The sequence below is a fragment of the Oceanobacillus sp. GQ8 genome, from assembly GCF_059758495.1.
In genome coordinates this window covers 456,379-468,240 of sequence record NZ_JCAXEV010000004.1, presented here as the reverse complement: position 1 = coordinate 468,240, position 11,862 = coordinate 456,379, and the positions used below count along the sequence as shown (strand labels likewise).

Here is an 11,862-nt window from a genome sequence, read left to right as displayed (position 1 = left end):
CCAAATACGATAAATCTTATTCAACACCCATTAGTTTAATAAACGCTACTAGTATATTCATTTAATATAGGCACATCAGGTGGATTAATATTTTGAGGAAGTTCGTCTAACTTAAAAAACTTTAATGCTTGAACTTCATTTTCCCCGCGCCTTAATTCACCTTCAAACTCACTGCATATATAGACAGATACAACATTATATACCTCATCACCATGAGGGTACTTATAGTAGAATTCTTCTCCTGAGTACACATGTAATAACATTAATCTTTTTGCAATCAATCCTGTCTCTTCGAATAGTTCCCTCTTGGCAACTTGTTCTAAAGTTTCACCTAACTCTAATGAGCCACCTGCTAATCCCCAGCACTTATTATCATTTCGAAGTTGTAAAAGTATTTCTTTCTAATGGTTGAGTAATATCACACACGCCCCAACCATTAGAAGAGGTCGATTTCCCACTAACTTTCTTAATTCCATTATGTAGCCCATAGATTATCTCCTTTTTAATTATATATTAACTTTAATTATCATACTGTCAAAACGTACATATATTAACTGTACGTTTTGATCAAGAGAAAGAAAAGTTTCTAGTGGTTAAAATAAACACAGGGTTTAAAAATTTGAAAATTTACAATATAATAGCAGTATCGGACTTGTAGTTACCTTAAGAGAAATCTTTCCTCAGAAATTTACTATTAGAGTTGTGCAATTTTATTGCTTTATGTGTAACAAACTTCCACTTTTATTCAACTCAGAACATCCTACCAACCTTTGAGAATGCTTCCAAGCTTATAATATTATTACACGCATAACCTAAACAACTAGGGGAGGGTTGTTTAGGGATTGAGATTGTATGGTATTCCCGCAATATAATGATGTTGGAGGATTATAATATGAGCATTGTTCCAAATGAAGAAGTTTTACCGAGTGAACCATCCTTAATTGTTGATAATTTAACAAAAAAGTACGCAGATAATATTGTCTTAGACCAGTTATCCCTCACCGTCAATCCAGGGGAGATTCACGGTATCTTAGGGAGGAACGGCATTGGGAAAACAACTCTAATTGAATGTGTGGTCGGATTAAGACCTTTTAATCAAGGAACCATCAAAGTTGGAGGACTTGATATCTTAAGAGATAGAGACGAGATAATGAAACAAGTAGGGATTCAACCGCAAGAAGCTAACTTATTCCCTAGGTTATCTATTGAAGAAACCATGCAGTTATTTTCTAGCTTTTATGGAGACCCTTTAGCTTATAGTGAGATTATGAATGTATTAGATTTAGAAAGAATTAAGAATAAGCGGGTGAAGAGCTTATCTACAGGGCAAAAACAACGATTATTAGTGGCGCTTTCCTTAATTGGGAATCCTTCCTTTATCATATTAGATGAACCAACAACAGGGATAGACCCGCAAGTAAAACAATTAATTTGGAAGGTGTTACGTAAAGAGAAGACAGATAATAATGCAATATTATTATCGACACATAACATGGAAGAAGCAGAGAAAATCTGCGACCGGGTTTCTATCCTACATAATAAAAAGATAGTCGCTTCAGGTACGCCGAAAGAAATTATCATGAATAATAGAAAAACAATGAACGACACTTTAGAGGATGTATTCCTTCATCTAACCGCCTCGTCATTACGAGGGGAGATTGATTAATATGGTGATGGATAAAATAGCCTTAAAATACATAGTTATAACTGGACTCAAAGAGATCTTTAGGGAACCAAAAATCTTCTTTTTCACCTTATTATTCCCGTTTTTCTTTTTAGCCATGTTCGGTGGTATGAGTATGGTAATTGTTCCTTCAGAAGAGTTAGGATTGTCTTTTATAGAATACTTATTTCCAGGCATTTTAATTTTTGCTCTTTTGTCTGTTGGGTTTTTGGGTACTTCAGTTCCATTAATTGAAATGAGACAGAAAGGGATATTAAAAACACTACGAACAATCCCGCTTAACGAGATTACTTTTATCTTTTCGCAAATTATAGTTCGATTGATTTTAGGGTTTATGCAGATCTTTATTTTTACTATTTTAGGTTTTTTTATGGGACTGATTAGTTTAGGAAACATCATTCCGTTCATATTGATTGGGCTAATAGGATTGGTTATGATTCTAACATTTGGATTTCTCTTAGGAGGAATTTTCAATAAGACAGAACTAGCATCAGGTGTGTTAAGTTTTGGGATGATGCCCCTCATCATGCTTAGTGGTGCCATGTTACCACTACACATCCTTCCAGACGTGTTTAAGACAATTTCTTATTTTATCCCATTCACGTACTTAACAGAGCTCTTTCACCAAGTCTTACTTGATCTTGATGCTGCATTGCCGATTTATGGAAATGTTATCGTCTTACTCATCATCAGCGTCGCGATTTTCTTTTTAACAAAATTGACCTTCCGTTGGACTTAATCAGCGAAGGGTAAATATCGAGTATGTATATACCGAGTAGCTCGCAAACTATGCTTTGCGAGTTACTTTTTATATGCTTATTCTATAACAAAATAATAAAGGGAAGATACGGTGAGATTATGGTGTTTGATTCCCCCGAGCCTTTATATTTTTTGCAAAAGGTGAGACTAATCATTTTAAATATGACAGATACATGTCTTATTTAAAGTGATATAGTAATCACTAACTGAGGGGGGAATGAAAATGGAATGTTCATGGCCGGGTAATAATCAGCTTATGAGAATGTATCACAACGAAGAATGGTGTGTACCGACCACTGATGACCAATATATTTTTGAAATGCTGACATTAGAGGGTGCACAGGCGGGTTTGTCTTGGAGTATTGTATTATCTAAACGAGAGGCTTATCAAAAAGCTTTTCATAATTTTGATATTAGTTTTTGTTCAAATCTAACGGATAACGACTTGACTATCATAAAAGAACAATATAATGTCATTAAACATCTTGCTAAGCTTCAATCCGTGAGAAGTAATGCTCAAGCGGTCATAAAAATAACAAAAGAGTTTGGTAGCTTTTCAAATTTTTTATGGCACTATGTTGATTTTGAACCATTAATCAATGACTGGCATTCAGAAGGTCAAATACCTGCTCAAACAGACCTATCAAACCAGATTAGTAAGGATTTGAAAAAAAGGGGATTCAAATTTGTTGGCCCAGTAACAATGTATTCCTTTATGCAAGCAATTGGTATGGTGGATGACCACGTGACAAGCTGTGTGTACCACACTTCAAACAAAGAAAGGAAGATAAAAGAAAATGGATTTTAATAACGCAGTTAATCGTTCGTTACAAATTAGAAAAGCTTATCATCAGCTCGAGAAAAAATATCATGGCTCTGAATGGACAGTAGAAGAAGATGCACTTGCGTTTCTAACCGATGCGGCACTTGTTGGGAGATTAGCAATGGCAAACCAAGAAAGATGGCCAACAGGGGCTGATTCAGAAACGGACTTAGAACATAAAATCGCGGAGTCATTCTGGTGGCTGATGGTTTTGGCAGAACGAATGGACATTGACAGTGGACAGGCATTGGAGAATTTTCTAAAGAAGAAAGAAGATCAATTCTTGTAAAGTGAAGTAGGAGGATTTCACATGACCATTAGTCGGCATTTTGAAATCATCTATCTCTTATTGGATAGAAAAGTGGTTACTGCAAAGGAATTGTCCGAGCATTTTGAGGTTTCCACAAGAACGATCTATAGAGATGTGGATGTGTTAAGTGGGGCAGGAATCCCTATCTATGCTAATAAGGGAAGAGGAGGGGGGATTTCTCTTTTAGAGGGATACTCCTTCAATGCTTCCATGTTAACAAGTGATGAACAAGAAGACATATTAGTTGGACTACAAACATTAGCTGTTACTGAATTTCCAAATACAGATCTCATTCTAAAAAAAGTAGCTCGGCTGTTTAAAAAACAAACAACAAACTGGATTGATGTTGATTTTTCTCCATGGGGAAGTGGAGAAAAGAAGAAACAGTTATTTATCCTATTAAGAGATGCAATTTCCCAACAATTTGTCATTCACTTTCGCTATTTTAACTCACTTGGTGAGCAAAGTGTACGAGAAGTAGAGCCGATTCAATTATTATTCAAAAAAAATGCTTGGTATCTTTCTGGATATTGTTTAGGCCGGGAGGATTTTCGTATCTTTAAAATTAGTCGCATGGATCAAGTGTGTGTTTCAGATCAAACATTTACCATGAGATCAACTGAAGATGCGATAAAAGAGGCCGAAAAACAAATAGGGGAAACCTCTATACCGATAAAGATTAGAATTTCTTCTCAAGGTGCGTACCGGGTCTATGATGAGTTTGACGACCATATGATTACGAAAAATAAAGATGGCTCGTACACCGTTGTAGCAAATTTCCCTGTTGGCACATGGCTAGATAGTTATCTTTTGTCCTTTGGTATATTAATTGAAGATATTCATCCTATTTATATACGCGAACGGTTATTGAAAATAATGGATAAGTTGAAGCATAACTTAGAAAATCAGTAAAAAAATAAAACAAGTCAACGCTTTCCTCTGATTAATATTCACCTTAAATAATACATTTTATTAACAAAATAGCTAACAATATATGAAAAGGATATATTGATTGGAGAATTTTTGTTATGAATACAGGTATTTCAAATTTAACTTCAGCAGAGATGGGAAAACTTTGGGCAACATATACTGGTAATACAATGGCGAAATGTGTGCTTCGTTCTTACTTGAACAATGTAGAAGATAAGGAAGTTAAAAAGGTATTGGAATATGCTTTAACCTTAGCTCAATCATTTGTAAAAAAGGTAGAAGGCTTCTTTAAAAAAGAAGGTTTTCCTGTACCAATAGGTTTTACTGATGAAGACGTGAACTTAAAGGCACCGAAACTTTTTAGTGATGAATTCTACCTGTATTATTTGCAATATACAGGAAAGGCCGGAATGAGCATCTATACTGCTGCGATTGCAATCGTAACCAGTAAGGATATAAGAGATTTTTTTGTTGAAAGTCTAAGTGATACGGTTAAATTGATGAACAAAACAAATGACATCTTGCAATCAAAAGGGAAGTTAATGAATGCACCCACAGTACCGAATCCGAAAGAAGCTGAGTTTCTTCATAGCCAAAGCTTTTTAAATGGTTATATAGGAGATATAAGGCCACTTCATGGTCTAGAAGTTGCACATTTATTTGACAATATTAACAATGACGTCGCAAGTAAAGCACTTATCATTGGGTTTAGCCAAGGCGCGCAAGATAAAAGAGTAAAAAAGTATTTAGAGCGAGGAAGAAATATTAATAAAAAACATGTTGAACTACTTTCAAAGAAACTTCATGATGATAACTTACCTTCACCCACTTATTTAGATCATATGGTAACGGCATCTACCGTACCTCCATTTTCTGATAAACTAATGGTCGCTCATAAAATTGATATGTTTTCGATGAAGATAAGAGAATATGCTAATGGCTTATCATTAAATGGAAGAAAAGATATTGGAGTACTATATGCAAAATGTTTAATGGATGTTTCGTTATATGTAGAGGATGGAGCGAATATTATGATCGACAATGGCTGGATGGAGCAACCGCCGATTACGGTTAATAGAAATAAGCTGAATTCGAAAGAATAAACTTACGAAACTAAATGGTACATTACTGCAGAACATAAGCCTAATTCCTTTGAAAGGGATTAGGCTATTTTATTTCACAATCCTTGATATTATGGAACTTATTCTGCTGTCTAGAACGGAAAGTGTCTGTTTCTATTAGTAATGGAAGAGCGTGATAAATTGCTAATACTGGCTCGCCAGCTTCCATATATGCTTTTTGATTAATCTGTAGTATGGTTCAACGCTTCTTGGTTCACTCTTTCCATAAATTCATGAACAACTTTTTGGCTTCCTTTTTTGTTTGCAAGCTTCATCATTGCCCTGCCGACGAAGTTGACGCCTTTGTTATGGCCGGAGTATATGAACTTTGTGTTATTTTCGTCCATTTTTTCAAGGGTAAAACTAAAGTTAACTTCAAACGCTTTCCCAATTACAAAACAAACTGTTTTAAGTTTCTTGTCCGGTGTATCTTCGTAGGCTAAGGTTTCCACGATGTACGTTTCAACGCGTTTCCCTTCACGGTAGCTCTGCTGATGCTTCGCTCCTACTTCTGTTTCTGACTTTTCTACTATTGTATGTTCTTCAACTTTTGGCATTATTTTTTTAATGTTTTTATTCGAAAATAAGCTCCAAACGGTTTCAATATCTCTTTCAATTATCGTTTCTTCTTTCCATTCAATCATCGTTTTCATCTTCCCTTCCAGATTTTAAAAAGTCATCAATCTCCTCAGTTTGTTTACGCAGGTCTTCTATTTTAAGCTGTATGTTTTCCCTTTTTTGAATTAGCAGATCTTCTAAGTGATAGAACGATTCGTCCTCCATAACAGAAATCATCTCTTGAATGGTAAATCCGAATCGCCTTAATTTCCCTAAAAGAATTGCTAAGAAGTAGCTACCATCATCGTAATATCGGTAATTATTGTGTGGATCAATATAAGCTGGCTCTAATAGTTTCACTTCGGCGTAGTAGCGAAGTGTTTCTTTAGTCAAACCGGTTATTTCGGCAAATTCACTTATTTTATACATGATTCCTGTCCTTTCACTTCGAGTTTAAACTATGTGGTGCACAACAGAGTCAATGTTTGTTTTATAGATAGTTTCTATTTTGCAGAAAAATAGGGGAGAACGTTAATAAGAGTCCCTATTTATTGAATCAGATAGAGGGAGAAATGTATATGATATTTCAGCTAAAAGGAACAGAAAACAGTCCTAACTACTTAAGAAAGTATTATAAGTAGTTAGGAAGGAGAAAAGGTATAGAGTGTTGAATTAAATTAGTATCACAAATAAGATAAAGTGTTTTAGACATATTGTAGAACACTTACTGGATTCGGAAGAGAATAATAAAACGTTTCATAATAAGGAGGATATCATGGGTAGATTAGTACATTTTGAAATTCATGTAGATGACATGGAGCGGGCAAAGAAGTTTTATGGCGAGGTATTTGGTTGGACATTTGAAGACTGGAGCGAATATGCTGGCATGCCTTATGCTGGTGCTGTAACTGGTGATGACAATGAGCTTGGTATTAATGGAGCGTTAATGCAACGTCAGGGGCCACCTCCAGAATCAAATCAAGCGGTGAACGGCTATGCTTGTACAATGAACGTGGAGAATTATGATTTGACTGAATCTAAAATTCTAGAGTACGGTGGCCAGGTAGCTCTACCAAAGTATGCACTCCCAGGCATGGCGTGGCAAGGGTATTATACCGATACAGAAGGGAATACATTTGGTATTCATCAACCAGATGAGAATGCGAAATAAGTTAAACGAAAAGCATGGCTGATTTTGTTATTAAAAACTAGCCATGCTTTTTTATTTATTGCAACCAACATACCAATTTGCATATCCTTCTTGCTTTCTCTAGTTCGTTTGTGGATATACAAATTATCCTTATGATGATTGTTACGATTATAGTAATAAACCATTATATCACCATAAAACTGATTATCACGTTTAAAACCATAATATTTTGATTTTTCATTCTGTTTTATTTGACTCACTTTAAGAAAGGGGGTAAAATGGAATTATAACTTACATTGAGGAGGATTATTAAAAAATGATCTATTTTATCAGACTTCGTTTCCCAACTTTGAACCAGTAATTAAATACGTTCAAAGGCTCTGTTTTTTGTTTGCAGAGTAAACGGGATAAGTCTGTCCTTTTTTAATAATCTTCATTCCATATAAAAAAATATGTAATGTTTAGAAAGGCAGATTGGTCTGCCTTTCTTTATTTTTGCTTAATTTAACCTTTCTTTGTTTATTTCAAAGACTGGTTTATTTGTGACGACTTCTCACAGCCCTCTAATTAAATAAGGATTGGGTCTCTTTCCCTTTACTCTCAAAACACAGGCAGATGCTTGTGACTTTTTTGAAAGGAAGATGGAATATGACTCAAAATAAGAGAATTAGAAAAATAAATCGAAGGAAGCCACCAAACTTTTCTGGACAACATTTGATGCATAATAAGAGACTAATTCATGAGATTGTAGATCAGGCAAAAATTAGCACACATGATTTAGTTTTAGACTTAGGTGCCGGGAAAGGGGCTTTAACATTGTCTTTGAGTAAAAAAGCAAAAAAGGTATTTGCTGTGGAATATGATAGTAAATTTGTTGCTATTTTAAAACAAAAATTTATTCATAGTCCAAACGTTAAAGTTATTCATCACGATATTTTAAAAATGCATTTGCCTAAGGAACCATTTATTGTTGTTTCTAACATCCCATACTCCATAACAACACCAATACTAAAAATGCTTCTAAATAATCCTACAAGTAATTTACAAAAAGGGATTCTTGTGATGGAAAAGGGGGCAGCCAAAAGATTTACCTCGGGTCTTGTGAAAGATCCACATGTGATTGCTTGGAAAATGTGGTTTGATATTCGATATGTAAAAGATATCTCAAGAACGAATTTTTCTCCACCACCAAGGGTTGATTCTGCTATGGTTACAATAACTAGAAGAGTTCAACCGATTGTATCTTGTAGAGATTATTTAATCCTTTGGGGATTGATCGATTATGTGCTTAAAAACCCCCAATTCTCTATCGATTTAGCATTAAGGGGTGTATTTACACCACCTCAAATTAAACAGTTAAAAAGGAATCTTCGAATAAAGAATGAGGTTTCAGTTGCGACTTTATCAGAACAGGAATGGGGACTCGTATTTGAAACAATGGTGAAGCACGTTCCAAAGTTCAGATGGCCGAAGATAAACAAAGCTAAAACAACCCATTTTTAAATTCTTAAACACTAAAAACATTAAAAAGGAGTGAGCATTAAACTCACTCCTTTTAATAAGCAAAAGTATTACCCACAAGCAGCGGCCAACACCTTTTGAATATCATAAATGCTGTCATCTTTCTTAAAATTCTTTGCAACGAGTGGCTCAGCGTTTCCTGATATCCATATTTTAAGCTCTGCATCCAGATCAAAAGTCCCCGCTGTCTCAATACTAAAATGTGAGATACTTTTATACAGAATGGAGTGGAATTCTGTTTTCTTCCCAGTTAATCCTTGCTTATCTACTAAAATAAGACGCTTATCCGTAAAAATAAATAAGTCTCTTAATACTTTAAATGCTACGTTTACTTCTTCGCCATCTATAAAGAGCTTGCTAAATTCTCTCTTTATTTCACCTTTGTCAACATTCGAAGCGTTACCCAATAACCCATCAAGAAATCCCATGAAATAACCTCCACTTTTTTATTTATACAGTCCTATAAATCCACATGATAACTACATTAATACGTATGTTGAAACTACACTCTCAGTATAACAATACGTCTACATTTCTGCATTTATTCCCTGTGAAGATGTAAGGATAAACAAATCAAATAATCTCAATTATAAACTCTAAATGATAACGGTTACATTATACAAAATTGACTATAATGTGAAATATAATAAGGGGTTTCGGATATCTCTTGCAATATGAGGTAATATATATTAGTGTATGCTTTATTAGAATAACTATTATTAAAATACAACTATAGGAGGAATTTACACAATGTCTTTAATCGGATCAGAAGTAAAACCATTTAACGCAAAAGCTTATTTCAACGGTGACTTTGTAGATGTAACAGAAGAAAACTTCAAAGGTCAATGGAGCGTAGTATGTTTCTACCCAGCAGACTTCTCCTTTGTTTGCCCAACTGAACTTGAAGATCTACAAAATGAATATGCGACTCTAAAAGACCTGGGAGTAGAAGTATACTCTGTATCAACGGATACGCATTTCGTTCATAAAGGTTGGCATGACACTTCCGAAAAAATCGGTAAAATTACGTATACAATGATCGGTGATCCATCCCAAACGATTTCTCGTAATTTCGAAGTACTAAACGAAGAATCAGGTCTTGCAGATCGTGGTACGTTCATCATTGATCCAGATGGTGTTATTCAAACAATAGAAATTAATGCTGACGGCATTGGACGTGATGCTAGTGTGCTTGTTGATAAAATCAAAGCAGCACAATATGTACGTAAAAATCCTGGTGAAGTTTGCCCTGCTAAATGGGAAGAAGGCTCTGAAACACTTACACCAAGCCTAGACCTAGTAGGTAAAATTTAAGGAGTGCGATAAGCATGCTTGAATCAAACATTAAAGCACAACTAGACCAATACCTGCAATTACTTGAAAGTGATATTGTACTGAAAGTAGATACAGGTGACGATGATGTATCAAAAGAGATGCAGGAGCTTGTTGATGAAATTGCTTCTATGACTTCGAAGATTACAATCGAAAAAGCAAGCTTGAAGAGAACACCTAGCTTTAGTGTGAACCGTGTTGGCGAAGACACTGGTGTAACCTTTGCTGGCGTTCCACTTGGACATGAGTTCACATCACTAGTGCTCGCTTTACTACAAGTGAGCGGAAGAGCTCCCAAGGTAGATCAAAGTGTCATAGACCAAGTGAAAAATGTTAAAGGTGAGTATCACTTTGAAACCTATGTAAGTCTTACGTGTCATAACTGCCCAGACGTCGTACAAGCACTAAATATGATGAGTGTTCTTAATCCTGGTATTACCCACACCATGATTGATGGAGCTGCCTTCAAAGAAGAAGTAGACAGCAAAAACATTATGGCTGTACCAACTGTAACCTTAAATGGTGAAGAGTTTGGTAGTGGTCGTATGACAGCTGAAGAGATGCTTGCCAAATTAGGTAGCGGACCAGATGCAGCCGAACTATCTGAAAAAGATCCATACGACGTGCTTGTTGTCGGTGGAGGCCCTGCTGGAGCTAGTGCTGCCATCTATGCTGCACGTAAAGGCATCCGCACTGGGATTGTAGCAGAACGCTTTGGTGGACAGGTACTAGACACAATGAGCATTGAGAACTTCATTAGTGTAAAAAGTACCGAAGGACCGAAGCTTGTTGCAAGCTTAGAAGAACATGTTAAAGATTACGGAATAGATGTTTTGAACTTACAACGTGTACGTCACGTAGAGAAGAAAGATATGTTTGAAGTAGAGCTGGATAATGGCGCTATTCTAAAAAGCAGAACAGTTATTGCTTCTACTGGTGCAAGCTGGCGTAAGCTTGGTGTACCTGGAGAAGAGGAGTTCGCTAACAAAGGTGTAGCATACTGTGCACACTGTGATGGTCCATTATTTGAAGGAAAAGACGTTGCTGTCGTGGGTGGAGGAAACTCTGGAGTCGAAGCTGCTATTGACCTAGCAGGTATCGTAAACCATGTAACAGTTCTTGAGTTCTCTGATGCCTTAAAGGCTGATGAAGTACTTCAAAATAGTCTAGCTAAACTCCCTAACGTAACCGTCGTTAAAAACGCTCAAACAACGGAAATCACTGGTTCAGACAATGTGAATGGGATCAAGTATCTTGATCGTGAAACAAATGAAGAGAAGCAGATCGATTTACAAGGTGTGTTTGTCCAAATCGGCTTGGTACCAAACACCGATTGGCTTGATAATACAGTTGAAAAGAACCGCATTGGCGAAGTCGTAGTCGACAATCATGGCGCTACAACAGTATCAGGTTTGTTTGCAGCAGGGGACTGTACAGATAGTGTGTATAACCAAATTATTATCTCGATGGGATCTGGAGCGACAGCTGCACTAGGAGCTTTTGATTATCTAATCAGAAACCCGATTGAAGCAGGTGCCGTTGAAGACGAACTTGTTAACCAAGATTAAATAATTCAATATGCTAAAATAAATGACCTTAGATGAGGACGTAGTCTTTATCTAGGGTCATTTTTTAGTGGCTTATCCCGTGAAACTTTTGTAAAAGACTTTTCGT

Annotated in this window: 14 protein-coding genes and 1 pseudogene; 11 read left to right on the top strand and 4 right to left on the bottom strand. The window is 35.9% G+C overall.

The window, feature by feature from the left end; genetic code table 11:
• Window positions 1-35 precede the first annotated feature (35 nt).
• A pseudogene (locus tag AC6CHS_RS14850) lies at window positions 36-488 on the bottom strand (NUDIX hydrolase).
• Between the two features lie 404 nt (window positions 489-892).
• Here AC6CHS_RS14850 and AC6CHS_RS14845 point away from each other — a divergent pair.
• The 6 genes from AC6CHS_RS14845 to AC6CHS_RS14820 all read left to right on the top strand — a co-directional run bounded on the left by AC6CHS_RS14845 (window position 893) and on the right by AC6CHS_RS14820 (window position 5,609).
• A complete protein-coding gene (locus AC6CHS_RS14845) occupies window positions 893-1,666 on the top strand; it encodes an ABC transporter ATP-binding protein (RefSeq protein WP_498237245.1) in 774 nt (257 codons plus the stop codon).
• A 1-nt stretch (window position 1,667) separates the two neighbouring features.
• On the top strand, window positions 1,668-2,423 hold the full coding sequence (locus tag AC6CHS_RS14840) for an ABC transporter permease (RefSeq protein WP_498237243.1): 756 nt from the start codon (window positions 1,668-1,670) through the stop codon (window positions 2,421-2,423).
• A gap of 237 nt (window positions 2,424-2,660) precedes the next feature.
• A complete protein-coding gene (locus tag AC6CHS_RS14835) occupies window positions 2,661-3,251 on the top strand; it encodes a DNA-3-methyladenine glycosylase I (protein ID WP_498237241.1) in 591 nt (196 codons plus the stop codon).
• Window positions 3,241-3,555: a MazG-like protein gene (locus AC6CHS_RS14830; RefSeq protein ID WP_498237240.1), complete on the top strand. Its 315-nt coding sequence runs from the start codon at window positions 3,241-3,243 to the stop codon at window positions 3,553-3,555. Before AC6CHS_RS14835 ends, AC6CHS_RS14830 begins: the two co-directional genes overlap by 11 nt.
• Before the next feature lie 21 nt (window positions 3,556-3,576).
• On the top strand, window positions 3,577-4,488 hold the full coding sequence (locus AC6CHS_RS14825) for a helix-turn-helix transcriptional regulator (RefSeq protein ID WP_498237238.1): 912 nt from the start codon (window positions 3,577-3,579) through the stop codon (window positions 4,486-4,488).
• A 116-nt stretch (window positions 4,489-4,604) separates the two neighbouring features.
• Window positions 4,605-5,609 (top strand): DUF3231 family protein, encoded by a 1,005-nt coding sequence (locus AC6CHS_RS14820; RefSeq protein ID WP_498237236.1) that lies wholly within the window; start codon window positions 4,605-4,607, stop codon window positions 5,607-5,609.
• A gap of 200 nt (window positions 5,610-5,809) precedes the next feature.
• Here AC6CHS_RS14820 and AC6CHS_RS14815 read toward each other — a convergent pair whose 3' ends face one another.
• Both AC6CHS_RS14815 and AC6CHS_RS14810 read right to left on the bottom strand, forming a co-directional pair.
• A complete protein-coding gene (locus tag AC6CHS_RS14815; RefSeq protein ID WP_498237235.1) occupies window positions 5,810-6,280 on the bottom strand; it encodes an SRPBCC family protein in 471 nt (156 codons plus the stop codon).
• Window positions 6,264-6,614 carry a MerR family transcriptional regulator gene (locus AC6CHS_RS14810; RefSeq protein WP_498237233.1) on the bottom strand — a complete coding sequence of 117 codons (351 nt, stop codon included), beginning with the start codon at window positions 6,612-6,614 and terminating at the stop codon, window positions 6,264-6,266. The genes AC6CHS_RS14815 and AC6CHS_RS14810 overlap by 17 nt, the downstream gene beginning before the upstream one ends.
• Window positions 6,615-6,960: 346 nt before the next feature.
• Here AC6CHS_RS14810 and AC6CHS_RS14805 point away from each other — a divergent pair, with 346 nt between their 5' ends.
• From AC6CHS_RS14805 to erm, 3 genes are all read left to right on the top strand, one after another.
• Window positions 6,961-7,356, top strand: coding sequence for a VOC family protein (locus AC6CHS_RS14805; RefSeq protein ID WP_498237231.1), 396 nt, complete (start codon window positions 6,961-6,963; stop codon window positions 7,354-7,356).
• A 344-nt stretch (window positions 7,357-7,700) separates the two neighbouring features.
• On the top strand, window positions 7,701-7,781 hold the full coding sequence (locus AC6CHS_RS14800) for an RAxF-45 family protein (protein ID WP_498237363.1): 81 nt from the start codon (window positions 7,701-7,703) through the stop codon (window positions 7,779-7,781).
• 202 nt (window positions 7,782-7,983) lie between these two features.
• Window positions 7,984-8,838 carry a 23S ribosomal RNA methyltransferase Erm gene (gene erm / locus AC6CHS_RS14795; protein WP_498237229.1) on the top strand — a complete coding sequence of 285 codons (855 nt, stop codon included), beginning with the start codon at window positions 7,984-7,986 and terminating at the stop codon, window positions 8,836-8,838.
• Between the two features lie 68 nt (window positions 8,839-8,906).
• Here erm and AC6CHS_RS14790 read toward each other — a convergent pair whose 3' ends face one another.
• Window positions 8,907-9,284 (bottom strand): PH domain-containing protein, encoded by a 378-nt coding sequence (locus AC6CHS_RS14790; protein ID WP_498237227.1) that lies wholly within the window; start codon window positions 9,282-9,284, stop codon window positions 8,907-8,909.
• A 322-nt stretch (window positions 9,285-9,606) separates the two neighbouring features.
• Between AC6CHS_RS14790 and ahpC the strand changes: the two genes are divergently transcribed.
• Window positions 9,607-10,170, top strand: coding sequence for an alkyl hydroperoxide reductase subunit C (ahpC, locus tag AC6CHS_RS14785; RefSeq protein ID WP_498237225.1), 564 nt, complete (start codon window positions 9,607-9,609; stop codon window positions 10,168-10,170).
• A gap of 14 nt (window positions 10,171-10,184) precedes the next feature.
• Entirely contained in the window at window positions 10,185-11,756 is a 1,572-nt protein-coding gene (ahpF, locus tag AC6CHS_RS14780) for an alkyl hydroperoxide reductase subunit F (RefSeq protein WP_498237223.1), read from the top strand.
• The last annotated feature ends 106 nt before the right edge of the window (window positions 11,757-11,862 follow it).